Annotated in this window: 20 protein-coding genes; 9 read left to right on the top strand and 11 right to left on the bottom strand. The window is 61.9% G+C overall.

The genetic code is table 11. The features are described 5' to 3' along the window. The first annotated feature begins 16 nt into the window (after positions 1-16). On the top strand, positions 17-2,650 hold the full coding sequence (locus QRN46_RS08025; RefSeq protein ID WP_285354484.1) for an excinuclease ABC subunit UvrA: 2,634 nt from the start codon (positions 17-19) through the stop codon (positions 2,648-2,650). Between the two features lie 5 nt (positions 2,651-2,655). Here QRN46_RS08025 and QRN46_RS08020 read toward each other — a convergent pair whose 3' ends face one another. The 7 genes from QRN46_RS08020 to QRN46_RS07990 form a co-directional block, all read right to left on the bottom strand. Further along, positions 2,656-4,599: a PAS domain-containing hybrid sensor histidine kinase/response regulator gene (locus tag QRN46_RS08020; RefSeq protein WP_011334522.1), complete on the bottom strand. Its 1,944-nt coding sequence runs from the start codon at positions 4,597-4,599 to the stop codon at positions 2,656-2,658. Next, on the bottom strand, positions 4,589-5,464 hold the full coding sequence (locus QRN46_RS08015) for a sensor histidine kinase (RefSeq protein ID WP_011334521.1): 876 nt from the start codon (positions 5,462-5,464) through the stop codon (positions 4,589-4,591). The genes QRN46_RS08020 and QRN46_RS08015 overlap by 11 nt, the downstream gene beginning before the upstream one ends. Further along, positions 5,457-6,467: an ATP-binding protein gene (locus QRN46_RS08010; RefSeq protein WP_041475569.1), complete on the bottom strand. Its 1,011-nt coding sequence runs from the start codon at positions 6,465-6,467 to the stop codon at positions 5,457-5,459. The genes QRN46_RS08015 and QRN46_RS08010 overlap by 8 nt, the downstream gene beginning before the upstream one ends. Beyond that, positions 6,464-6,868: an anti-sigma regulatory factor gene (locus QRN46_RS08005; RefSeq protein ID WP_011334519.1), complete on the bottom strand. Its 405-nt coding sequence runs from the start codon at positions 6,866-6,868 to the stop codon at positions 6,464-6,466. The genes QRN46_RS08010 and QRN46_RS08005 overlap by 4 nt, the downstream gene beginning before the upstream one ends. Then, the gene (locus tag QRN46_RS08000; RefSeq protein WP_011334518.1) at positions 6,865-7,227 is read right to left on the bottom strand and encodes an STAS domain-containing protein; all 363 of its coding nucleotides are present in this window, start codon (positions 7,225-7,227) and stop codon (positions 6,865-6,867) included. Before QRN46_RS08000 ends, QRN46_RS08005 begins: the two co-directional genes overlap by 4 nt. A 3-nt stretch (positions 7,228-7,230) precedes the next feature. Continuing rightward, the gene (locus tag QRN46_RS07995) at positions 7,231-8,082 is read right to left on the bottom strand and encodes an STAS domain-containing protein (protein WP_011334517.1); all 852 of its coding nucleotides are present in this window, start codon (positions 8,080-8,082) and stop codon (positions 7,231-7,233) included. 240 nt (positions 8,083-8,322) lie between these two features. Beyond that, positions 8,323-8,844 carry a DUF4142 domain-containing protein gene (locus QRN46_RS07990; RefSeq protein ID WP_011334516.1) on the bottom strand — a complete coding sequence of 174 codons (522 nt, stop codon included), beginning with the start codon at positions 8,842-8,844 and terminating at the stop codon, positions 8,323-8,325. 205 nt (positions 8,845-9,049) lie between these two features. On the opposite strand from QRN46_RS07990, the gene QRN46_RS07985 reads away from it, so the two are divergent. Both QRN46_RS07985 and QRN46_RS07980 read left to right on the top strand, forming a co-directional pair. Further along, the gene (locus QRN46_RS07985; RefSeq protein ID WP_011334515.1) at positions 9,050-9,292 is read left to right on the top strand and encodes an HP1242/YdcH family protein; all 243 of its coding nucleotides are present in this window, start codon (positions 9,050-9,052) and stop codon (positions 9,290-9,292) included. Positions 9,293-9,401: 109 nt separating this feature from the next. After that, positions 9,402-9,572 carry a hypothetical protein gene (locus QRN46_RS07980; RefSeq protein WP_181457875.1) on the top strand — a complete coding sequence of 57 codons (171 nt, stop codon included), beginning with the start codon at positions 9,402-9,404 and terminating at the stop codon, positions 9,570-9,572. 161 nt (positions 9,573-9,733) lie between these two features. On the opposite strand, the gene QRN46_RS07975 is transcribed toward QRN46_RS07980, so the two are convergent. The 4 genes from QRN46_RS07975 to QRN46_RS07960 form a co-directional block, all read right to left on the bottom strand. Beyond that, on the bottom strand, positions 9,734-10,750 hold the full coding sequence (locus QRN46_RS07975) for an SMP-30/gluconolactonase/LRE family protein (protein WP_285354532.1): 1,017 nt from the start codon (positions 10,748-10,750) through the stop codon (positions 9,734-9,736). Between the two features lie 56 nt (positions 10,751-10,806). Further along, positions 10,807-11,952 (bottom strand): SRPBCC family protein, encoded by a 1,146-nt coding sequence (locus QRN46_RS07970; RefSeq protein ID WP_011334513.1) that lies wholly within the window; start codon positions 11,950-11,952, stop codon positions 10,807-10,809. A 109-nt stretch (positions 11,953-12,061) separates the two neighbouring features. Continuing rightward, a complete protein-coding gene (locus QRN46_RS07965; protein WP_041475306.1) occupies positions 12,062-12,925 on the bottom strand; it encodes a LysR family transcriptional regulator in 864 nt (287 codons plus the stop codon). Between the two features lie 60 nt (positions 12,926-12,985). After that, positions 12,986-14,704: a hydrogenase maturation protein gene (locus QRN46_RS07960; RefSeq protein WP_285354483.1), complete on the bottom strand. Its 1,719-nt coding sequence runs from the start codon at positions 14,702-14,704 to the stop codon at positions 12,986-12,988. A 298-nt stretch (positions 14,705-15,002) separates the two neighbouring features. Between QRN46_RS07960 and QRN46_RS07955 the strand changes: the two genes are divergently transcribed. From QRN46_RS07955 to QRN46_RS07930, 6 genes are all read left to right on the top strand, one after another. Further along, positions 15,003-15,509, top strand: a complete 507-nt coding sequence (locus QRN46_RS07955) for a sigma-70 family RNA polymerase sigma factor (protein WP_011334510.1) — start codon at positions 15,003-15,005, stop codon at positions 15,507-15,509. Next, positions 15,506-16,453 (top strand): FecR domain-containing protein, encoded by a 948-nt coding sequence (locus QRN46_RS07950; RefSeq protein WP_011334509.1) that lies wholly within the window; start codon positions 15,506-15,508, stop codon positions 16,451-16,453. Before QRN46_RS07955 ends, QRN46_RS07950 begins: the two co-directional genes overlap by 4 nt. Before the next feature lie 91 nt (positions 16,454-16,544). Then, positions 16,545-19,466, top strand: a complete 2,922-nt coding sequence (locus QRN46_RS07945; protein WP_011334508.1) for a TonB-dependent receptor — start codon at positions 16,545-16,547, stop codon at positions 19,464-19,466. 254 nt (positions 19,467-19,720) lie between these two features. Continuing rightward, on the top strand, positions 19,721-20,212 hold the full coding sequence (locus QRN46_RS07940; protein WP_011334507.1) for an antitoxin Xre/MbcA/ParS toxin-binding domain-containing protein: 492 nt from the start codon (positions 19,721-19,723) through the stop codon (positions 20,210-20,212). Continuing rightward, positions 20,209-20,712, top strand: a complete 504-nt coding sequence (locus QRN46_RS07935; RefSeq protein ID WP_011334506.1) for an RES family NAD+ phosphorylase — start codon at positions 20,209-20,211, stop codon at positions 20,710-20,712. The genes QRN46_RS07940 and QRN46_RS07935 overlap by 4 nt, the downstream gene beginning before the upstream one ends. A 118-nt stretch (positions 20,713-20,830) precedes the next feature. Continuing rightward, entirely contained in the window at positions 20,831-23,485 is a 2,655-nt protein-coding gene (locus QRN46_RS07930; protein ID WP_011334505.1) for a TonB-dependent receptor, read from the top strand. Positions 23,486-23,502: the final 17 nt, after the last annotated feature.

Genomic DNA, 23,502 nt, shown 5'->3' with positions numbered 1-23,502 from the left:
TGACCAAGGCTGGCCGATGACTTCCAGACGCAATTCCAGTTCTGCCGCCGGCATGGTTCGCGTGCGCGGTGCCCGTGAGCACAATCTGAAGAACGTGGACGTCGACATTCCTCGCGATGCACTGGTGGTGTTCACCGGGGTGTCGGGGTCAGGCAAGTCGTCGCTGGCGTTTTCGACGCTGTATGCCGAAGCCCAGCGACGCTATTTCGAATCGGTGGCGCCCTATGCGCGAAGGCTGATCGATCAGGTTGGCGTGCCGGACGTCGACTCCATCGAAGGCCTGCCGCCGGCCGTGGCCCTGCAGCAACAGCGCGGCACGCCGAGCACGCGTTCGTCGGTGGGCAGCGTCACCACGTTGTCGAGCCTGATCCGCATGCTGTACTCGCGCGCCGGCAGCTACCCACCGGGTCAGCCGATGCTGTATGCCGAAGATTTTTCACCGAACACGCCGCAAGGCGCGTGCCCGCAATGCCATGGACTGGGCCGGGTCTACGAGGTCACCGAGGCGTTGATGGTGCCGGATCCGAATCTGACCATCCGCCAGCGCGCCGTAGCGTCATGGCCGCTGGCCTGGCAGGGGCAGAACCTGCGCGACATCCTGGTGACCATGGGCATCGATGTCGATATCCCGTGGCGCAAGCTGCCGAAAAAACAGCGTGACTGGATCCTCTTCACCGAGGAAACACCAACCGTTCCGGTGTACGCCGGGCTGACGCCGGAAGAAACCCGCGTCGCCCTCAAGCGCAACATGGAGCCCAGTTATCAAGGCACCTTCACTGGCGCCCGGCGCTACATCCTGCACACCTTCACCCATTCGCAAAGTGCGCTGATGAAGAAGCGCGTGTCGCAGTTCATGCTCGGCAGCCTGTGTCCGTTGTGCGATGGCAAGCGCCTCAAGCGCGAGGCGCTGTCGGTAACGTTTGCCGGGCATGACATCGGCGAGTTGTCGCGGATGTCTCTGTTGCAAGTCGCCGAGGTTTTGCGGCCGGTCGCGGACGCGAGCTGGCTGGAACACGCCGATGAAACCGGTGAAACCCTGACCCACAGCCAGACCCGCGAAGCCCGGCAGCAGCGCGTGGCCCATGGCGCCAGCGGCCACGCCAACGCGCCGGACGTGCGCCATACGCCGAACCTGTCGCTGGAAAAACGCCTGGCCGCGCAGCGCATTGCCGAGGATCTGCTGGAACGGGTGAGCACCCTGACCGATCTCGGCCTCGGTTATCTGGCCCTGGAACGGAGCACGCCGACCCTGTCGTCCGGCGAATTGCAACGCCTGCGACTGGCCACCCAACTGGGTTCGCAATTGTTTGGCGTGATCTACGTGCTCGACGAACCTTCCGCCGGCCTGCACCCGGCTGACGGCGAAGCGCTGTTCGCGGCGTTGCAGCGTCTGAAGGCCGACGGCAACAGCGTGTTTGTGGTCGAGCACGATCTGGACACCATGCGCCGGGCCGACTGGCTGATCGACGTCGGCCCGGCGGCGGGCGAAAAGGGCGGGCAGATTCTCTACAGCGGCCCGCCGCCGGGGCTGGCCGCGATCGAGGACTCACAGACCCGCGCCTATCTGTTCGCCGAACAGCAACGCTCCACACGCACTGCGCGCAAACCGTCGGGCTGGCTGAAGCTCGACGGCGTTACCCGCAACAATCTCGACAATCTCAGCGCCGAATTTCCATTGGGCTGTTTCACCTCGGTCACCGGTGTTTCCGGGTCCGGCAAATCGAGCCTGGTCAGCCAGGTGCTACTGGAACTGGTCGGCGCGCAGCTCGGGCGCAGCGTCAGTGACGCCGAACCGGAAGAACTCAATCTGGAAGACGATACCCCGTCTGCCAGCACCGGCCAGGTCAGCGCAGGGCTGGAGTCGATCAAGCGTCTGGTTCAGGTCGATCAGAAACCCATCGGCCGCACCCCTCGTTCGAATCTGGCGACCTACACCGGGCTGTTCGACAACGTGCGCAAGCTGTTTGCCGCGACCGATGAGGCGAAAGTGGCGGGCTACGACGCCGGGCAGTTTTCCTTCAACGTCGCCAAGGGTCGCTGCCCGACCTGCGAAGGCGAGGGGTTTGTCAGTGTCGAGTTGCTGTTCATGCCCAGCGTTTATGCGCCGTGCCCGACCTGTCACGGCGCGCGTTACAACCCCGAGACCCTGGCCATCCTCTGGCAGGGCTTGAGCATTGCGCAGGTGCTGCAATTGACCGTGGATGAAGCGGTGGCGGTATTTGCCGAGCAACCGGCGATCCGTCGTTCACTGGAAGTGCTGCGCGACATCGGCCTCGGTTACCTGCGCCTCGGGCAACCGGCGACCGAGTTGTCCGGCGGCGAAGCCCAGCGGATCAAACTGGCCACCGAGCTGCAACGCAATCAGCGCGGCGCGACGTTGTATGTGCTCGATGAGCCTACCACCGGTTTGCATCCGCGAGACGTCGACCGCTTGTTGGAACAACTGGACAATCTGGTGAGCGCAGGACACACGGTGATCGTGGTCGAGCATGAAATGCGCGTGGTGGCGCAGAGCGATTGGGTAATCGACATCGGCCTGGGTGCGGGGGATCAGGGCGGCAAGATCGTCGTGGCCGGAACGCCGCAGAAAGTGGCGGCGAGCAAGAAGAGCCGGACTGCGCCGTTTCTCGCCCGCGCCCTCAGCCGCTAGGTGTATCAGGCACCGTCGAGCGTGCGACGCACCTTGTCCAGCAATGCGCTGATCTGAAACGGTTTGACCAGCATGTCCATACCCGCCCCGAGGAACACCTGGCGGTTGATCGCGGTTTCCGCATAACCGGTCATGAACAGGATCGGCAACCCCTCACGCCAGCCCCGGGCAACGTCGGCCAGTTCACGGCCGGTCATGCGTGGCAGACCAACGTCAGTCAGCAGCAGGTCGATCGACGCGTCGTTCTGCAAGCGTTCCAGCGCCGTTTCGATATCGCCGGCCTGGGTGCAGCGGTAACCGGCGTCTTCCAGCACTTCGGTGACGAACAGGCGTACCGCCGGCATGTCTTCGACGATCAACACATGTTCGCCCGAGCCTTGCGGATCAATCGTCACCGGGGCCACATCGACAGCGGTCGGATCGCTGGTGGCCGGCAGCATGATCGTCACTTCGGTGCCGCGTCGCGCGACGCTGCGGATGTGCGCATCGCCACCGGACTGACGGGCAAAACCGTAGATCGTCGACAGCCCCAGCCCGGTGCCCTGGCCCAGCGGCTTGGTGGTGAAGAACGGCTCGAACACCTTGTCGATCACGTTGTGCTCGATGCCGGTACCGTCATCGCGCACCGATAGCGCCACGTAGGATCCATCGGCGAGGTTCGGGTCGCCGTGGGAGTACGCCGCGTAAGTGCTGACCCAGATATTGCCGCCCCGTGGCAATGCGTCCCGGGCATTGATCACCAGATTGAGCACCGCACTTTCGAGCTGAATCGGATCGACCAGCGCGATGGCAGGTTTGGTGGTCAATTCGAGCTTGAGGGCGATGCGTTCGCCGATGGTGCGCACCAGCAATTCTTCGAGCGAGCGGACGTGTCTGTTGATGTCGACCGGACGGGTGTCGAGTGGTTGCTGACGGGCAAACGCCAACAGGCGATGGGTGAGCGAGGCCGCGCTCCTCGCCGAGTTCAGAGCCGCTTCGGCGTAGAACTGGACCTTGTCCGTTCGGCCATCGGCAACACGTTTCTGGATCAGTTCGAGGCTGGTGATGATCCCGGTCAGCAGGTTGTTGAAGTCATGGGCGATGCCGCCGGTGAGCTTGCCCAGCGCATCCATTTTCTGTACTTGCAGCAGTTGCGATTCGGCGCGTACCCGGTCGGCGACTTCCTTGGCCAGTTGCGTGGTGGTGTCGTCCAGCTGCGCCAGGTGCGAGCGCTCGCGATGACGGTGTTCGGTGACGTCTTCGACGAACACCAGGCTCAGCTTCGGAGTCCGGTAGGGCGAAATCTGCCATTCGGTCTCGCGAACCTCACCCTGCACGCGCATGTTCAGCGTGCCCTTCCAGCGCTCGCCGTCCACCAGTCGCAGGCGCAGTTCGTCGAGGATCGCGCTCTGATCCTCGGCAAAGCATTCGCTGAGGGTCTGCGGGTCGCGGTTGTCCTGGATCAGCTGGGAAAAGGCGTGATTGCACTCATGGACTTTCAGATCGGCATCGAGCACCGCGATGGGTGCGGAGACGTTGACGAAGATCTCGCGGAAACGCGCCTCGCTTTCGCGCAACGCGTTCTCCGTGTCACGCACCCGCAGCAGGGTGCGCAACGTTGCCAGCAGCACGTCGGGATCGACCGGATGAATCAGGTAGGCATCGGCCCCGGCATCGAGGCCGGTGATGATGTCGCCGGTCTGGATCGACGCGGCGGACACGTGGATCACCGGAAGCAGGGCGGTGCCCGGGTCGGCGCGCAGTTTACGCACGATGTCGAACCCGCTCATGTCCGGCAGGTTGACGTCGAGGATCAGCGCATCGAGCGACTGACTGGCGATCAGGGCCAGCCCCTCGCCGCCGGTGCCGGCCTCGAGCACTTCGTAACCGTGGCGCTCCAGTCGTCGGCGCAAGGCATAGCGAGTGGCGACGTTGTCATCGACGATCAACAGACGGATGTCATGTTTCATCGACGTTCTCCTGGGCAAGTGCCAGCGGAATGATCACGAAAAAGCTTGAGCCCACGCCCGGCGTACTTTCGACACCAACCTCACCACCGAGCAATTCAGCGAAGCGTTTGCACAGCGACAGGCCGAGCCCGGTGCCGCGCAGGCGTTTTTGCAGCGGTGAGTCGACCTGGGAAAAGTCTTCAAACAAGGTGCCGTGCAGCTCCGCAGCGATACCGATGCCGGTGTCGCTGACGGCGAACCGCACCTTGCCCTCACCCTCAAGACGCGCCGAGATCCGGACCTCGCCACGGGTGGTGAACTTCAGCGAGTTGGAAATGAAGTTGCGCAGGATCTGCGCCAGCTTCTTGTCGTCGGTGTAAAGACGCGGGAGGCCTACCGGCTCTTCGAAAATCAGGTCTACGGCCGTGGCATCGACAATCGGCCGGAACATCCCCCGCAGTGCGGCGAACAGGTCGAACATGTCGAACCACGCCGCAGAAATGCTGATGCGTCCGGCCTCGATCTTCGCCAGATCGAGCAGGTCGTCGACCATGTCGCTGAGTTCCCGGGCGGCGGTGCTGACAAACGCCACCTGCTTGTGTTGCTCGGGGCTGAGGGGGCCGTCGAGTTCGTCGGCGAGCAGGCTGTTGATGCTCAGGATCGAGCCCAGCGGCGTGCGGAACTCGTGACTCATGTACGACAGGAAGCGGCTTTTCAGGTCGGATGCCTGGCGCAGTTGTTCGGCCTGAGTGTCGAGTTCGGCGTACAGGGCCAGCACGCCCTGATTGGTTTCGTCGAGCTCTTCGCGCAACGCAGCGGTTTCGCTCTGCAACTGGGCGATCAACGCAGCCTGTTCGGCGTTGTTCAAGGTCGGGGACTCAGTCATGGGCGGACTCCAGGGCAACCACCAGCACGGTGACATCGTCGCGCCCGCGGCAGAAGTCGCGGTGCAGGACGGTGGCAATCACGGCGGGATGGCGATGCACCAGACCGGGGTAATCCTGAAGGTTCCAGCGGGACTGCAAGCCGTCGCTATACATGATCAATAGATGTCCGTTCACGTGAGCATAGTCAAAAGGCTGAGCTTTTCTGTATTGGCCACCGACGATGCCCGGATGCGAGGCCAGTCCGCGCGACTTGTCGGAAGCGATCAGGCTGGCACCGATGTTGCCGACACCGGTGAACGAAAGACTGGCGCGGTCGGCATGAAACTGCGCGAATGCCACCGCGCCGCCCCGACTCCCGATCATCTCGCGATGCATGTCTTCCATCAGCAGCGTCGGCGCCCCGAACGGATTCAGGGCAAAGGCCTTTTCTCCGGCACGGGCCGCACGCTCGGCGTCCTCGCCATGGCCCAGTCCGTCGACTATCAGAGCGCTGACATCGGCGCCATGCGTCGCCAGATGCCAGACATCGCCGCAGGCCGGATCGTCGTGCAGCGAGTGTTGGCTGACACCATACGGCATATCCACCTGCCGGTCGCTGCGCGGGTATAAACGAGCCAGCAGCACTGCGCCGCGATGGTCGGCAAAAACATCAAAGACATCCGCCTGGCGGGCTACGGCGCCCAGGCCGATGCCCTGAGTACCGCCGGTGGAAAAACCATCGGCCATGCACGCATCCAGATCAAAGCCCTGGGCCCGGTCGACTGCAATCATTTCGATGCCGTCGTCACCCTGACGCGGCAACAGACGCAAGTGAAGTTCGCCGTGCCCGGCATGCTTGAGCACATTGCTCGCCAGCTCCGTGGCCACCAGCGCGACGCGGCCGGCATCGCTTTCGCCAAAACCGTGTTGCTCGGCCAGACGCTGGGCCGTACGCCGGGCATGGCCGATCTGGCTGCTGTCCTCGATCACCAACACCTGGGTCAATGTCCCGCTGATGTTCATGTCCATCGGGTGATCGTTATGCGAGTGCCTTTGCCGGGCTCGGTGTCCAGTTCGAATTCATCTACCAGTCGCTTGGCCCCGGTCAGGCCCAGACCCAGACCGCTGCCGGAGGTCCAGCCGTCGGTCATCGCCAGTTTGATGTCGGGAATACCCGGGCCTTCATCGCGAAAGGTCAGGCGCAGGCCGACCTTGTGGTTGTCATCGAGGATCTGCCAGTCCATGTCTCCGCCCCCGCCATACACCATGGTGTTGCGCGCCAGTTCACTGACGGCGGTCACCAGTTTGGTCAGGTCGATCAGGCGCATGCCGCACTCGGTGGCCAGCTTGCGCGCCGTTTGCCGCGCCAGCACCACATCCTGCTCGATGTTGATCGGTTGGGTACCGCTGCTGCGCACGGTCATTGCTGGCGTACTCGTTCCTGCAGCAGTTTCATTCCGCGCTCGACGTTCAGCGCGGTGCTGACGCCCGGCAGGTACAGGCCGAGCTCCACCAGCGTGATCGCTACTGCCGGTTGCATACCGACCAGCATGGTTTCAGCGTCCATGATTTTCGACAGGCCGGAAATGGTGCCGATCATACGGCCGATGAACGAATCGACCATGTCCAGCGCCGAGATGTCGATCAGCACGCCGCGCGCGGAGGTCTTGCTGATGCGCTCGGACAGGTCGTCTTGCAGGGTGAGGGCGAGTTGGTCATGCATGTCGACCTGGATGGTCACCAGCAGGAAGTCACCCATCTGAAGAATCGGGATACGTTCCATTGTTCAGACCGTCTTGGTGAGGGTGATGCCCAGACGGGTCAGGGCCAGCTTCAGTGCGTCGGCCAGATTGGCTTTGGTGACCACACCCTGCAGATCCAGGCCCAGATGGACGATGGTCTGGGCAATCTGCGGACGCACGCCGCTGATGATGCAGTCGGCGCCCATCAGACGGATCGCGGTCACGGTCTTGAGCAGGTGTTGGGCGACCAGTGTGTCGACGGTTGGCACGCCAGTGATGTCGATGATGGCGATTTCCGAGCCGGTGTCGACGATGCGTTGCAGCAGCGATTCCATCACCACTTGGGTGCGTTGTGAATCGAGGGTGCCGATCATCGGCAGGGCGAGCACGCCATCCCACAGTTTGACCACCGGGGTCGACAACTCCAGCAGTTCTTCCTGCTGGCGCTTGATCACCGCTTCACGGGATTTCTGGAACGTGCGAATGGTGTACAGGCCGAATGCATCGAACAGTTCGGAGATTTCCCAAAGCTGTTCGGCGAGCAGGGCAGGCTGGTCCTGATAATGGTTTTGCAGCAGGGCGAACAGCGGGCCCTTGAGCGAGAAAATGAAGCTGGCGGTCTGCTGGGAATCCTGACCGAGCTGGGCGCGGCTGTGGGAGAGTTTTTCGAGGAACTGGCGCATGCCTTCCCAGCCCGGCGCGGTGATGTTGGTGCCGCTGTCGTTTTCCAGGCCGCTGACCACCAGTTGCAGGAATTCGCGGGTCTGTTGTTGTAAATCATGTTCTTTGAGGTTGCGGCTGGCGCCGCTGTCTTGCAGTCCCTTGATCCATTCGCCCAGCAGTTGAACCTGATTGTTTTTAATCGCATCGAGTGTGCTGTTCTGCAGTGCTGCCATGTGCCTGTTGCTCCATTGCGAATTGGGGGCCGGTTCTTCGGAAAATGACCGGCGCGAAGTGAATGACCCTGGCCGTTCGAAATAGTTGTTCGTTCCCGCGAGGATATTTTTGATCTGCCGCAAGCAATGCACCGGTAACTCTAGTCGGCGTGGCCGGAAATGCTGATCTTTTGCCTGCAACAAGGCCCCAACGCAAAGAGGCCGCGTCCAATGGAGGCGGCCTCTTTTCGTACCTGGCGGTTACTTGCTGGGGTGTTTGGCCTGTAGCTCTTTGGCGGCGGCCAGGTGTTTTTCCAGACCGGGCAGCATTTTCTGCGCAAAGGCTTTGAGTTCGGTGGCGCCTTTGACCTTGTCGTCGGTCACGGTGTTGGCTTGTTTCTTGAACAGCTCGATGGTTTCTTCGTGCGCCTTGACCTGATTGTTGGCATAGGCGGCATCGAACGACTCATCGCGCATATCGAGGATTTTTTCCTTGGCCTGTTTGACCAGGGTCGTAGTGTCCGGCACTTCGATGTCGTTGGCCTTGGCAATCGTCGCCAGTTCATCGTTGGCTTTGCCGTGGTCGATGATCATCATGTTGGCGAAGGCCTTGATGTCGGCCGACTGACTCTTCTCCAGCGCCAGGCGACTGGTTTCGATTTCGGCGATGCCGCCGGCAGCGGCGTTGTCGACGAAGTCATTGTCGGTGGCGGCGAAGGCCGAGCCCATGCCGGTGCTCAACGCAACGGCCAGAAAAAGATGACGCAGTTTGAATCCGTCCATTGGTGTTTCTCCACGCAGGTTTTTGTGAGCGTTAACCAATGGAGGGATTTCGCCGACCAAAGGTTTTATCGCATTTGAGAAAGGGCGACGAACGGGCACCGCTGGTCTGACAGGTGGTCGACAGAACCGGTCAACCGAGGCCATTCTGATACTTGGCCAGCGCAATCGGTCGCGTTGGCTGCCGATCAACTGACGGAGGTGTTCCATGCCGGTGACCCATGATTTGTTACAGGACTTGAAACTGACAAAGGAAGAGATCCAGCAACGACGCACCGCGGATCCACATCTGGATGCACTGATCAACAAGTATTCCCAGGCGGACGCCGACGTCGTCAAGGCCGAGACGGCGACTTCGGATGCGCCGAGCGACGACACCCTGAAGAAACTCAAAGAGAAACGCTTGCAGGTCAAAGACAAGATCGTCGAGCAGTTGCAGGCTCGAACCTGACCGTCAGTCGCGCCACCGGCCCTCGCTGGTGAAACGACTGGAACGACAGCCCCGACCGGCACCTCGAATGTTCAGAGTCTTCACATTGCGACTCTCAACGAGGTGCCTTATGAAAGATCCAAAATTCCCCAGTGAAGAGCAGGGTGCATTCGACCCGGTTCCTACCCATCCCGAGCCCAACAGTCCGGCGCACACCGTTCGTAATCCTGAAGAGAAACGCAAGAGCGAGGCAGTGCCGGAGGACGAGGATCCGGACAAGTTTGATCGATCCAGTAACTGACAGTCCGCCATCGCTGGCAAGTCGAATCGTCGCACCGCAGCTCCCACAGGTTTTGCGTCGTCTACAGATTCCGCGACCAACACAGTAACTGTGGGAGCTGGCTTGTCGGCCCGCCGCATCGCAGCGATGGCGTCAGCCGATTCATCACAAATCTCAAAGCCTCACTTCAAGGCTGCCTCCAACGGCATCCGTGCCATGTGCGTGGCCTTCAGCGAACCGAAATACAACCACTGGCCATACTCGCGCGCCGTCGTAATCGGCGAGTAATTGCCGGCGCTGGCATCCTGCAGATTGGCAATCACCTTGCCCTCCAGATCCAGTCCCAGCACGAACCCGCGTTTCTCCACCGGTTTGGGCAGGACAGTCATCGCCCGCACGATCATCTTGCGCACGAACGGATGCCCGGCCGTGCTATCCAGCAGCGGATTGCGCGGGGTATAGAGCGCCACCCAGAACCGGTCCCGGCCATTGAAGGCGAGGTTGTCCGGCAGCCCCGGCAGGTTATCGATGAACAAATCGTGAGTGCCGGCCCTGGGGCCGGTCAGCCAGTAGCGACTGATGCGGTAGGCGCCGGTTTCGTTGACCAGCACATAAGCGTCTTCCGGGCCGAGGGTTACGCCGTTGGCGAACTCCAGCTTGTCCAGCAACAGGCTGGTTTTTCCGGTCTGGAAGTCGTAACGCAGCAGGCGGCCGTCGCCGCCATGTTCGATGATCGCTTCGCCATCGTGACCGTAACCCCAGCGACTCGAGGCGTCGCTGAAGTAGGCGTAGTGTCCGGACTTGTCGATCGCCACGTCATCCGTGAAGCCGAACGGCAGACCATTGGCTTCGGTGGTCAGCGCCACCAGCCGACCCTGCGCGTCGAGGGACAGCAAACCCTTGACCCCGTCGGCGATCACCAGCAAACCGTTGGGATGCCGCGCCAGTCCCAGCGGCCGGCCGCCGGTATCCGCCAGCACCTTGCGCTGCTGGCCGTCGAGGCTGGTGCGCAGCAGGCGTCCGTCGTGCAGGCCGGTGATCAGAAAGTCGTTTTCCAGCAACAGCGCTTCCGGGCCTTCGATGTCGCTCGGGCCGACTTGCGCCGCGCCCTTGAGTCGCTGATTGTCAGCGTATTGGCCTTCGGTCAGCGAGGGCGCCGGTTGCGGCGTCCAGGCCACGGGCTTGACCTTGGTCGGCATCAACAGCAGAAAGGCCAGAACCCCGATAATCAGCAGCAACACCAGATAACGCCATCTCACACGTGGGCTCCCGCGAGTGCCAGGTGCCGGGTCGCCATGTCACGAAGGGCCAGCATCGAAGCCGCCGATTCGCGATCGATGCGCCGCTTGAGCAGCAGGTGGTTGGCAATGCGCAGGCCAATGCCCTCGAACTGGTAATCGAGGGTGCGCACGAAGCGCGTGGCATCGTTTTGCGCCGAGCATTCATAGGTCAGCAGCAACGAAAGACCCTGATCACCCTGGGCCCGCGCGCACCAGCGCCGACCGGGCAGGTATTCGGTGACCTCCCAGCGCAAATGCCCCTCGCGGCCGCCGGCGTGGATGTCCTCGTCGAATCGCGCACCGGCATGCAACGCACCGCTCGGGCCGTCGATCTTCAGCGAAGACGGATGCCACTCCGGCCAGCGACTGACGGTGGCGGCGTAGGCGAGGACGGCGATCGGATCGCCGGCGATATCGACTGTGTGCTGCATGCGGGTCATGGGCGTTCTCGAATCGGTCAAAGGGGCGGTTTCCGGCTCCCGGTAGAGGGTGCCGAACAGGTAGTCCATCAGCGGAAAAACGATATTGAAATTACGCTCCTGCATGTGCTCGCGACGGTGATGCAATTCGTGCAGACGGCGCATCTGGCGGATCCACGGCAGGCGGGTCAGCGGGTTCTGCGGCGGCAGATGCTCGCAGGCATGAAACACTTCATAGGTCAGGTAACCGAACACCATGCAGCCGCCAAACAGCCCGGCGACGTTGCTGTTGACCTGCGCGAACAGCCACCACAGGGGCAGGGTGATCGCCAGCGTGTGCAGCACGATCAGCCAGGCCGGGAACAGGATCACCCGCCAGTCGCGGGGGCCGTCGTAGGTCATGTGGCCGGGGGTGAAAAAGCTGTGATGATCGCCGGCATGCCGGGCGTAGAACATCCGCGCGAAGCGCTTTTTGTGGTGGCCGAGGTGGCGGTGCACCATGTACACGCCGAAATTGAAGAACAGCAGGGTCAGCGGCACGGTCAGCCATTCCAGCGGCCGCACCTGGTGCACGCTGCTCCAGAACGCGCCGATGGCCAGCACGCCGAACAGCAGCACGAACGCGCCGTGCAGCCACGGGTTGTAGCGGGGATGGATCGCCGCCCGGTAGCGGCTGCGAAATGCCTCGGTGGTCTGCCTCACTGCGCTCACCTGCGGATATTGTCGTTATCCCGGCAGCGTAGCCGATCCCGCCGTTTGTGCAGGGGCAACCTTCAGGTCACAAGTGCCATGCTCCGGTGTATAGCGGCCGTCAGCTCAACGGGTTCCAGCGCTGCGACCAGTCGTCATCGGCCTTGATCACTTCGCGCAGCAGATCGAACGCCTGTTGCAGGATCGCCGAGTCGCGGTCGCGGGAGTAGACGAGGTAGGTCGGATAGCCGAATTCCGGGGCTTTGGTCACCGGTTCCAGCGCGCCGCTTTCCAAGTAGGTGCGCACGACCCGGGTCCGGAAATAGCCGCTGCCGCCGTTCTCCAGAATGTATTGCAGGGCCAGCGGGCCGAGGTTGAAGCTCAGGGCAGCCTTGGCTTTTTCCGGCAGGGCGGCGTCGTGCTGGCGACGGAAGTCCGGACCCCAGTCGATGTACACGTAGGGGGCAGGGCGGCCGGGCGTGGTCACCAGAATCAGTTTCTCCTCCAGCACCTGCTCGACCTGCAGTCCCGGCCAATATTCCGGTTGATAGACCAGCGCCGCATCGAGCACCCCCAATTCGAGCTGGCGCAGCAGGTTTTCGCCGTCGCGGATGTCCATGCGCAAAGCGTGGCCGGGGATTTTCTCCCGCAGCTCAGCGGCCCAACTGAGCATCAGCGGGTTGCACAGACTGACCTCGCCGCCGATGTGCAGCACGTTGTGATAGCCCTCGGGCAAGGGCAGGTCGCGGCGCGCCGCTTCCCAGGTCTGCACCAGCTGATTGGCGTAGACCACGAAAGCCTCGCCATTGGCGGTCAGCCGCGCACCGGCACGGTTGCGCACGAACAGCGTGCTGCCCAACTGGCTTTCGAGTTTCTGGACGCGGGCGGTGATTGCCGTTTGCGTGACGAACAGCTTTTCCGCCGCCGCGGCGAGGCTGCCGTGACGGACGATTTCCAGAAAGGTGCGGGCGAGGTCGATGTCCATGGGCGGGCCGGTGGTTGAGGTGCCCGCATTGTACGGGCAGCCCCGGGACCGCGTCATTGTTCAGTCAGCCACTTCGACTTCACGCACCCGAGCCCAATCCTCCACCAACCGCGCCGGCGTGCAGCAAGTCTTGCGCTTGTAAACAAAACTCCGGCACTTCTCGGCAAACTGATTGCGGTTGTACAGCATGTCTTCCTGCATCTCCTGCAACTCCGCCTCGCGGCACTGACGAATCAACACATGATCGACCCGCAACTTGCGCTCCCGCACCGCCGCATAAGTGGGATCGCTCAGCACACTGTTGGCACGTTGCAGCAGCCACAGCGAGAACTCGTCCGGGCAGCGCGGGCCGATTTCCTGGACCATGCCCAGTTGCAGCGCCTGCGCAGCGCTGACCGGCAGACAGGCTTGAGTCAGTTGTTCCGCCATGGCCGGGCCGACGGCGCGGGGCAGGCTGTAAGTCCAGTATTCCGAGCCGTACAGCCCCATGCTCTTGTAGTGCGGATTGAGCACGATATCGGCGCGGGCAAACACGATGTCAGCCGCCAGAGCGAGCATCACGCCACCGGCCCCGGCATTGCCGGTAACGCCGCTGACCACCAGTTGCCGCGCGCTGAGCAATTCTTCGCACACATCATCGATGGCCTGGATATTGGCCCAGGCTTCGGCGCCTGGATCTTCTGCAGCCTGAATCACGTTCAGGTGCACGCCGTTGGAAAAACTGCCGCGCCCGCCCTTGATCAACAGTACGTGCGTGTCGCGGGACTTGGCCCAGCGCAACGCCTCGACCATGCGCCGGCATTGTTCGGTGCTCATGGCGCCGTTGTAGAACTCCAGCGTCAGCTCGCCGACCTGGCCGGACTCGCGATAGCGGATCGGCTGATACGGCTCGTCGCTGAACGGCGCGTTGGCAATCGACCAGTCCAGCACCGGCACGTGCGCCAGTTGCCCGGCCAGTACATGCCGCGCCGGACGCTTGAAGGTTTCCTCGCCCGGTTGCGGTTTGCGTCGCAGCGAGCCGATCCACAGGCTGTGATCACCGGTCGCCACCAGCACCGCGTCGTCGTGTACCGCCAGAATTTCGCCGGGCATGCCGGTGCGCTGATCGAGGTGCGCGTCGTATACGTAGTACTGCCCGCCGGCAAGACTGGCGAGCACACCGGGCTGGCCGTCCGCCGCATCGATGCAGCGCTTGATGAAGCGCGAGCAGTCATGCCAGCTGAAGGTGCGGTCGTCCTGTTTCATGTTCGGCTGCAAACGCCCGCGGACCTTTGGATCGCTGTAGTCCAGCGCCACCGGCACGAAGCCGTCGATGAATTTCTCCACCACTTCACGGATGCAACAGATCGCCGCGTCGCTGACCCGGCCGTTGTACAGCTCGGATTTGCGCAGCCCCGTTGGCAGGTTGAATTCGCAGGTGGCCCAGACCGGGCCGGCATCCATTTCTTCCACCGCTTGCAGGGCGGTCACGCCCCAGGACGGCAGCTCGCACATGATCGCCCAATCCAGTGCGCTGGCACCGCGATCGCCGACGATGCCGGGGTGGATGATGACGACCGGGCGCTGCGGATTGCTCCACAGTGCGTGGGGCACACGGTCCTTGAGGAACGGGCAGATCACCAGGTCGGCACCGCTGTTTTCAATCTGTTCGCACACGGCGGCTTCGTCGGTGAACAGCACCACGCTCGGCGAGTGCCCGGCCTGGCGCAGGTCCAGCCATGCACGCTGAGTCAGGCCGTTGAACGCCGACGACAAAAGAATGATGTTGAGTGATCGCATGATTGTTCTTCCTTGAAAGGTCAGCCGCAGGCTCCCTGTGAGCCGTCCGTGGCTATCGATGGAGGCGCAAGGTTAGTGACTGGCGTGGCTCGCGCCACTGATCGAGATCAACGTTGTGTCAGCCAATATTGCCGTGGCGACGACGTGCCTTATTCTCAAAGGTTTGCTGATCCTGATTTTTTATTACTTCAAATGTCTCAGGCGCTATTGCACAGTCGCATCCCTGATCACCGCCGGAAGATCCCGGCGTATCCATGGATTTTCGCAGCGGGTGGAACCCGTTTTCAGGGAGTAACGCATGGGGAGTCACAACCCGCATTACCAGGTCATCGGGCAGATGTTCCAAAAGGACTACCGATGGCTGTGCGCGGCGGTCAGCCGTACGCTCGGTTGCCCGCACAGCGCACAGGACATTGCTTCGGAAACCTTTCTTCGGGTATTGGCGCTGCCCGATCCGCTGGCAATCCGCGAACCCCGCGCGCTGTTGACCACGATTGCCCGGCGGCTGGTCTATGAAGGCTGGCGCCGGCAGGATCTGGAGCGCGCTTATCTGCAAAGCCTGGCGCTGGCGCCGGAACCGGTGCATCCGTCGCCCGAGGAACGGGAATTGGTGATCGAAACGCTGCTGGCGGTGGATCGCTTGCTCAACGGCCTGTCGGCCAAGGCCAAGGCGGCGTTTCTCTACCACCAACTCGACGGCCTGACCTACAGCGAAATCGGCGAACGCCTCGGCGTGTCCACCAGCCGCGTGCAGCAATACATGGTCGAGGCGTTCAAGCGTTGCTATCAGGCGATGCAGGCATGAGGCCGGACGAAACGCTGATCGACGAAGCGGCGCAATGGATGGCGCTGCTGCAATCGGGGCACGTCAGCCTGCAGGAGCGCGCCGCCTTCGACGCCTGGCGCACGGCGGATTCACGGCATCAGCAGATCATCGAACAAATGGGTGGCGGGCTGAACCTGTTGCGTCATGCGAACCTGCGCGGCTTGCCGCGTGAGAGTGTGTTGCACAGCCTGAATGCGCCGTCCAGTCGCCGTCGATTCCTCAGCGGCAGTTTGAGCGTTCTCGGTATCGCGGTGCTGGCCGGTTTGCTCGGTCGACGTTATGGCTGGTTGCCCGAGGCCGGCGAGTTGTCGACCGGTACCGGCGAGCGTCGGGAATTCACGCTGGCGGATGGCAGCGCTCTGACCCTCAATGCCCGCAGCCGTGTGGTACCACGCTTCAACAACATCGAGCGTTTGCTGGACTTGCGCAGCGGTGAACTGCTGATCGATGTGGCGAAAAATCTTGCCCGGCCGTTTGTGGTCGAAACCGAGCATGGGCGGATGCGTGCGCTCGGGACCAAATTCCTGGTGCAGCGCGGTGAGGATTCGACTCGGCTGGTGATGTTGCATTCGCAAGTCGAAGTGGTCACCGCCAGCGGCGCGCGGCAAGTGGTGGAGGCGGGCGAAAGTCTGCTGTTCAACGCTCAGGAAATCCTCGCGCTGGAACCCGGCAACGGGCAGGAAAGTGCCTGGGTCCAAGGGCGGCTTGAAGTGCGCGATCGCCCCTTGAGCGAAGTCATCGACAGCCTGCGCAGCTACCGTCGAGGCATCCTGCACTTGAGCCCGGAGGTTGCCGGTCTGCGTCTCAGCGGTCTCTATCCACTGGACGATAGCGACCGCACCCTGCAACTGCTGGAGCGTTCGCTGCCGATCCGTGTCACCTGGCACAACCCGTACTGGGTCAGCATTGAAGCGCGGTTATAAATCCATAACTTCCCGGTCTATCCGTCCCCCTATAAAAAGCGCCGGCCCGCTGCTCATTCCCTGCAGACGCCTTCAACAGGGAAGCCCCTCGATGTTCTCATTCAAACAACAATTATCCCGCCTGACACTGGCCATCTTGTTGGCGACGGGCATTGTCCCGGCCTCCGTTCTGGCACAAGACGCCGCCACACAGGTGTTTACCTTCGACATTGCCGCCGGGGCCCTGGACGAGGTGCTGCTGGACATCTCGCGCCAGACTGGCGTGCCGATTTCCTTCAGTCAGAATCTGGTTCAGGGCAAGCGCAGCAGTGCGGTGCGCGGCGCATTGGGTGGCCGCCAGGCGGTGGAGAAGGCCTTGCTCGGCAGTGGTCTGCAAGTCGAGCAGGGCACTCAGGGTCTGAGCATTCGTCAGGCCGATGCGCCGAACGCCGCGCCCGTGAAAGCCGCCGCTGTGGCGCCCGCCAGCAGCGCCGATTACCGCATGGAAAAAGTCACCGTCACCGGCTCGCGCATCGCCCGCGCCCAGAGCGATGGTGCGACCCCGGTCAATGTCATCACCCACGAAGAAATGGAAGCGCGCGGCTACAAGAACGTCTACGACGCCCTCGCCACGCAAACCCAGAACACCGGCATGACCCAGGGCGAAGACTACGGCAACACCTGGCAACCGGCCGCCAGCGCACTCAACCTGCGCGGCCTCGGTCCCAATCACACGCTGGTGCTGATCAACGGCCGGCGGGTCGCCGATTACCCGACGCCGTATGACGGCAAGGTCAACTTCACCAACCTGGCGAACATTCCATCGGCGATCATCGAGCGCATCGAAGTGCTCAGCAGCGGCGCCTCGGCGATCTACGGTTCTGACGCGATTGCCGGGGTAGTGAACATCATCCTCAAAGACAAAATGAATGGCGTCGACGTCAATCTCAAGGGCGGCACCAGCGAGCGCGGCGGCGGTGACAACCAGCGCTTGCAGATCAGCGGCGGCGGCAGTTGGGGCGACTTCGACGGTTTGTTCGGACTCGAACTGACCCACCGCGATCCGATCTGGGCCGATGATCGCGGCTTCATGCAGAGCGGGCCCCTGGCGGATGTCGGCTACCGGCGCGACCTGACCAACAACCGCTATCTGGGACCCGGCTGCGGCGCCTATCAGGGCACGTTCGACAACAAACTGTTCAACAGCGGCGGACGTTGCCGCACCGACCAGATGTACAACGATTACTGGACGGTGCAGACGCAAAAGGAAAACTACGACGGCTACACCCGTGGCACCTGGCATTTCAGCGACAGTGGTCAGGTCTTCGCCGACCTGATGTACGGCCTCGATCACATCCAGAACAACACACGCGGCCCGAGCTTCACCTCGCCGGACTTCATCAACCAGAACAGCGGCAATCTGGAGCGCTGGTACCGCCGCTTCGGCGAAGAGGAAATCGGCGGACGCACCAGCAACAACAGCAAGTGGCGCGATACCTCATGGACCGGCACCTTGGGCCTCTCGGACAAGATCGCCGACACCGGGTGGAACTATGAACTGGCAGCCAACCGGTCTGAATATAAAAGCGTGCGCACCACGCGTTACACGCCGCTTTCGTCGATCCAGGATTTCTACCTCGGCCCGCAGCTGGGCACCCGCGACGGTTATCCGGTGTTCGCGCCGGATGCTTCGCGCCTCGACCGGCCACTGACAACCCTGGAGTGGGAGCAGTTTCGCGGCAACCTGACGCAGAACAGCAAGTCGGTTTCCACCAGTTACAACGCGTCGGTCAACGGCGAGTTGTTTGACCTGCCCGCCGGTCCGGTGGGATTCGCCGGCGTGCTGGAGGCGGGCAAGCAGGAATATCGTATCGACCCGGATGACAGCCTCAACGACGGCAGTTTCTATGGCGTGACGCCTGCGCAAAGCTCCGGCGGCTCGCGCAAGCGTTATGCGGCCGGTGGCGAGTTCAGCATTCCGGTCACCGACACGGTGCTGGCGACAGCGGCAGGGCGCTGGGACCAATACAAATTCAGCGGCCGCACCGAGCAGCAGAAGACCTACAACCTTGGCCTGGAATGGCGGCCGGTAACCAGCCTGTTGGTGCGCGGCAGCTACGGCACCAGTTTCCGCGCCCCGGACCTGAACTACATCTATCAGTCCGACAGCAACGGCTACTACCCGGCGCAGATCGACTATTACGGTTGCAGCCAGGGCGTGGAGGGCGCCTGTGATCGCGGGCGGGTCGATTACACCCAGAGCGGCACGGCGGATCTGGAATCCGAACGCGGCAAATCCTGGACCTACGGTTTCGTCTGGTCACCGTCGCGCAACTTTGACTTCTCGACGGATTTCTGGCGAGTCGAGATCGATGACCTTCTGACCACCGTCGACGAAAACCGTCTGCTGCAGCAAGAGAACGAATGCCGCAATGGCACCCAGGACATCAACTCGGCCAACTGCCAGTCGACCCTGGCGCGGGTCGATCGCAATCCCGGCAATGCGGCCGTCGATCCCAATCAGTTGCAGCGGGTGCGGGTGAATGCGATCAACGCCGCCAGCGAGCGGGTCAGTGGCCTGGACTTCAAGAGCAACATCCGCTGGGGCGCCGGGCAGTACGGTGCGTTCAGTTCGGCGCTGGGCTACACCCTGGTGCTCTCGCATTACTACAAGGAATCGGACGAAGCCCCGACCCAGGACTGGCGCACCTCGCGTACCAACTACGACTGGCGCAGCAAGGTCAACGCCAGCCTGACCTGGGATTACCAGAAGGCCACGGCAACATTGATGGGGATTCGCTACGGCTCGGTCACCAACGGCGCGGGCGACGGGCGTCTGTCGCCGTGGACGGTGTTCAACGCCAGTGCACGCTACAAGCTCAACGACCGGGCAAGCGTCGGGCTGACCGTGAACAACGTGCTCAACCAGGTCAAGCATGACGACTCGGCGGGGTGGCCTTATTACCCGACCGGTAACTACGACCCGTACGGGCGCCAGTGGTGGCTGGATGTGAGTTATCACTTCGGGAGTTGAATACGTAATGACGCCCGACAACGTCCTACGGAAGTTGCCGGGTTTCATGTGAAAGCAGGGATATTTCCGACGACTTTTTCAGGTTGGTCGTCGGAAGCGTGATCTATAGCATCGGCGATGACATTGAAGTCGTTAACGGCCTGATTACTCAGGCCTCTGATAATGGATTGATCATGCGAACTGCACACCTCGAATACGAAACGCCGGCTTATTCCGCACGCCAACAGTGGCGCGATGACCGTGCCAGGTGCCCCATGGAGGATGTCGCGTTGCCCAGCGCAAAAGTAACCCGGTTGGCGGGCTTGAAGAAGGTTGAGGGCAAACCTGTCGAATTGCTCGTGCATGGCCGGAACATCGGTGATGACGCCCTGCTGATTGTTCACCTTACCGATGAAGGTTTCGAGTTGAACGACGTCGTCGACATGCTTTCAACCTCCGAGCTTTACCAGCAAGGCGACGTGGTCAAACTCATCACTGGCAAGTCGGTCAGAACGGTTCGGCGGCTGCTGAAGGAAGGAAAACCGGTACGACTTGACCCGCAGCAGAGTGTCATCGCCTACCAATATGCGTTGGTGCTGGAGTTGGCCATTCGGGCCTTCGGGGGGCAACCACGGGCGGAGGATTGGCTGCAGAAACCCTCTACCTATTTTCACGGTCATGTGCCGCTGGAGTTGACCCTGCATCCATTGGGTTTTCAGATGGTCGAGCAGTATTTGCAGCAGCTTATCTACGGGGTTTACCCATGAACCCCTTGCCGTGGGACAAGCATTGGTATGCCTGGCGGCTGGATCCCGAGGTTTACGGAGGCACGTGGGACAGCGGGATTGGATCGAAGTTGAAAGGCGGTCGCTGGAATATACCCGGACGACGCGTCGTCTACGCCTCAGTCGATCCTTCCTCGGCCATTCTGGAGGTGGCAGCCAACCGCAGTTTTGATGCCCTGGACCGCGAACCTTATGTATTGACGTGCTTTGAGGTCATCAGCGACGCGAAGGTGAAAATCGTGCAGCCCGAAGAGGTGCCGAACCCTTACTGGCTGAGCCCTGCACAGCCTTCACCCAATCAGCAATTGTTCGCCGACGCGTTGCTGGCCGAGCACCCGTTTGTATTGATTCCGTCGGCGGCAACCCGCCATTCGTGGAACTTGCTGGTGAGCTGCGACCTGGCAGAAGGGCAGTTCAGGATGGTCTCGCAGGAGCGGTTCGGCCTCGATACCCGCTTACTCGCGGAAATGGCGTTAGTCTGATGAAGCGTCATGCCGCATTTTGCATAACCTCAGCACCCAACGGTCTAAATCGCGCCCTATAAATCGTCATCCGCCATCGCACATCCCTGCATAAACCAAAACGCAGGGATGGCTGTTCATGATCCATTTTTCACCCGTTAAATCCCCTTTGAGCCTGGCCTTGCTGCTGGCGATCAACACATTGCCGGCGATTGCTGCCGACAGCAGTGCGACAGAACCGACCACCCAGTTGCAACGGATCGAAGTCACCGGCACCGCGATTCGCCGGGTCGATGCCGAAACGGCAGTGCCGGTGACCATCCTTCGGGTGGAAGAACTGCAGAAGCAAGGTGTGACAACGACTGAAGAGCTGGTCAGCCGTATCTCTGCCAACCAGTCGTCCGTAGGCTCCGGGCGTTCGGTGGGTTCTTCCAGCGGCGGCGCGTCTTATGCGGACTTGCGTGGCATCGGCCCGAACAAGACTTTGGTGCTGCTCAACGGTCGGCGTCTGAGCAACAACGCGACCAATGCGATCAATGGCTCTGGCGTCGACCTCAACACCATCCCGTTCGCCGCCATCGACCGGGTGGAGGTGCTGCGCGACGGCGCCTCGGCGTTGTATGGCACCGATGCCATCGGTGGGGTGATCAACTTCATCACCAAGACCAGCCTCACCGAAGGCCAGATCAGCACCAATTACGATACGCCGACCCATTCCGGTGGCGGTGAAAGCCGCAACTTCAGCGGCAGCTGGGGTTTTGGTGATTTGCAGGACGATCGCTTCAACGTTTTCGGCGTGGTGAGCTACGACAAGCAGAATCGCCTGGCGGCCGACGATCGCGGCTACACCTATAACTACCAGCCGGGACGCGGACTCGATTACACCTCCGGCACGGCATCGCCCGCCAACTGGAGCCAGGGCAGTAACGCCACCAACCCGCTGGCCGGTTCCGGTTGCAATGCGCCGGGGCTGTTGTCACGCAACGGCATCTGCCGCCAGAGCCTGTGGAATTACCTGGATCTGGTGCCGGAAACCGAAAAGACCTCCGCGTTCGCCAAGGCCACCGGCAAGCTGTCGGATGATCACAACGTCAGCCTCGAATACTTCTGGGCGCGCAACGAAAACCGGACGCAGATCGGCCCCGGCACTTTGATGGGCAATCAGGTCAATCCTGGCACGGCGTTCTATCCGGGTAACGGCATTACGCCCGGCCCGAGCGGTTTCGCCCTCGACCCGACGCAACCGGTGGACGTGAATTGGCGTGAAACTGCCGTCGGTGCCCGGCAGCATGAAGATGACAACACGGGTCAGCGCCTGCTGTTGAGCTTCGATGGCACGCTGGTGGGGTGGGATTACAACCTCGGCGCGTCGTACAACCAGAACAAGGTGGTCAACACGATTCGCAGCGGTTACGTGAACGACCGTGCCGTCAGCCAGGGCATCGCCAACGGTGTGATCAACCCGTTCGGTCCGCAGACGGCTGCCGGTTCAGCATTGTTAGCGGACAATGAGGTAGACGGCGATTACGCAACGGCAGTGGGCCGGGTCAAGGCGATTGACGGGCGCATCAGCCGCGAGATCGGCGACTGGTTCGGTGCAGGGCCTTCGGCGCTGGCGCTGGGCGGTGAATACCGCAAGGAAGATTTCCACCAGGATTTCGCCGCGTTTGCCGGCGACGTGCAGAGCCTGGGTGTTGATCCCAATGGCAGCGTAAAAGGGGATCGCAGCGTCTCGGCCCAGTACGCCGAGGTCAACGTGCCGGTGTTCGACAGCCTTGAATTATCCGCCGCCGTGCGCCACGACAAATACAGCGACTTTGGCAGCACCACCAACCCGAAATACTCGTTCCGCTTCCAGCCGTTCAAGGAGCTGGTGGTGCGTGGTGCCTACAGTGAAGGCTTCCGTGCGCCGTCGCTTTATGAGTTGTACAACCCGACGTTTACCTCGTTCACCAATGCCAACTACAACGACCCGCGCCTGTGCGCCGGTGGCAACCCGAGCAACGGCGGGATCGCCAACCGCGACTGCGCCCAGCAGTTCAATCGCACCTCCGGCGGCAACACCGACCTGAGCCCGGAAACCGCACGCAACGTCACCCTCGGTTTCGTTTATCAGCCGTTTGATCGACTGACCACCGGGCTGGATTTCTGGTGGATTGACATCGCCAACCAGATCGCCGAATTCCCCGAATCGGCGGTGTTCGAGAACCCGGAGCTGTACCCGGAGCGCCTGATCCGCAAGCCTGATGGCTCCATCGATCACATCGTCACCGGCCTGGCCAACCTCGGCAAGATCAAGACCAACGGCGTCGACGTGAGCTTCGACTATCGCCTGCCGAGCACACCGTACGGCGATTTCGGCATCGGTCTGCAAGGCACTTACGTCACCCGTTACGACTATCAGCAGCAGCTCAAGGGCGACTACATCGACAAGCTCGGCGATTTTCGTGGCGGCGACTTTGCCTCGGCCGGCGCCGTGGCCCGTTGGCGTCACAGCCTGACCGGCAGCTGGAACTACGGTCCGTTCGGTGCCAGCCTGACCAACCGCTACACCAGCGGTTACCACGACTCGGATCGCGAGACTCACGATTACGTCGGCTCGTACAACGTCTGGGACGTGGCCGGCACCTACACCTGGCGTAAGACCCTGGCGGTGACCCTCGGGGTGAAAAACCTGTTCGACCGCGAGCCGCCATTCAGCAACCAGACCTACACGTTCCAGAGCGGCTACGACCCGAAATACGGCGACCCGTTTGGCCGCACGCTGTACACGCGGATCAATTACAAGTTCTGAGAAAGATAGGTCGGGGC

The organism is Pseudomonas sp. lyk4-R2A-10 (assembly GCF_030209075.1).
Classification (GTDB): Bacteria; Pseudomonadota; Gammaproteobacteria; order Pseudomonadales; family Pseudomonadaceae; genus Aquipseudomonas; species Aquipseudomonas glycinae.
Note: the sequence above shows the minus strand (reverse complement) of the source record. Positions and strands in the feature narration are given on the sequence as shown.

Excerpts from the sequence above, each read along its gene's own strand:
- QRN46_RS07930 (WP_011334505.1), top strand. The coding sequence starts at position 20,831 with ATGATCCATTTTTCACCCGTTAAATCCCCTTTGAGCCTGGCCTTGCTG.
- QRN46_RS07935 (WP_011334506.1), top strand. The coding sequence starts at position 20,209 with ATGAACCCCTTGCCGTGGGACAAGCATTGGTATGCCTGGCGGCTGGAT.
- QRN46_RS07995 (WP_011334517.1), bottom strand. The coding sequence starts at position 8,082 with ATGGCAGCACTGCAGAACAGCACACTCGATGCGATTAAAAACAATCAG.
- QRN46_RS07965 (WP_041475306.1), bottom strand. The coding sequence starts at position 12,925 with ATGGACATCGACCTCGCCCGCACCTTTCTGGAAATCGTCCGTCACGGC.
- QRN46_RS08020 (WP_011334522.1), bottom strand. The coding sequence starts at position 4,599 with ATGAAACATGACATCCGTCTGTTGATCGTCGATGACAACGTCGCCACT.
- QRN46_RS08010 (WP_041475569.1), bottom strand. The coding sequence starts at position 6,467 with ATGAACATCAGCGGGACATTGACCCAGGTGTTGGTGATCGAGGACAGC.
- QRN46_RS07955 (WP_011334510.1), top strand. The coding sequence starts at position 15,003 with ATGGGGAGTCACAACCCGCATTACCAGGTCATCGGGCAGATGTTCCAA.
- QRN46_RS07960 (WP_285354483.1), bottom strand. The coding sequence starts at position 14,704 with ATGCGATCACTCAACATCATTCTTTTGTCGTCGGCGTTCAACGGCCTG.
- QRN46_RS08000 (WP_011334518.1), bottom strand. The coding sequence starts at position 7,227 with ATGGAACGTATCCCGATTCTTCAGATGGGTGACTTCCTGCTGGTGACC.
- QRN46_RS07990 (WP_011334516.1), bottom strand. The coding sequence starts at position 8,844 with ATGGACGGATTCAAACTGCGTCATCTTTTTCTGGCCGTTGCGTTGAGC.
- QRN46_RS07975 (WP_285354532.1), bottom strand. The coding sequence starts at position 10,750 with ATGCCGACCAAGGTCAAGCCCGTGGCCTGGACGCCGCAACCGGCGCCC.
- QRN46_RS07980 (WP_181457875.1), top strand. The coding sequence starts at position 9,402 with ATGAAAGATCCAAAATTCCCCAGTGAAGAGCAGGGTGCATTCGACCCG.
- QRN46_RS07950 (WP_011334509.1), top strand. The coding sequence starts at position 15,506 with ATGAGGCCGGACGAAACGCTGATCGACGAAGCGGCGCAATGGATGGCG.
- QRN46_RS08005 (WP_011334519.1), bottom strand. The coding sequence starts at position 6,868 with ATGACCGTGCGCAGCAGCGGTACCCAACCGATCAACATCGAGCAGGAT.
- QRN46_RS08025 (WP_285354484.1), top strand. The coding sequence starts at position 17 with ATGACTTCCAGACGCAATTCCAGTTCTGCCGCCGGCATGGTTCGCGTG.
- QRN46_RS07940 (WP_011334507.1), top strand. The coding sequence starts at position 19,721 with ATGGAGGATGTCGCGTTGCCCAGCGCAAAAGTAACCCGGTTGGCGGGC.
- QRN46_RS07945 (WP_011334508.1), top strand. The coding sequence starts at position 16,545 with ATGTTCTCATTCAAACAACAATTATCCCGCCTGACACTGGCCATCTTG.
- QRN46_RS08015 (WP_011334521.1), bottom strand. The coding sequence starts at position 5,464 with ATGACTGAGTCCCCGACCTTGAACAACGCCGAACAGGCTGCGTTGATC.
- QRN46_RS07985 (WP_011334515.1), top strand. The coding sequence starts at position 9,050 with ATGCCGGTGACCCATGATTTGTTACAGGACTTGAAACTGACAAAGGAA.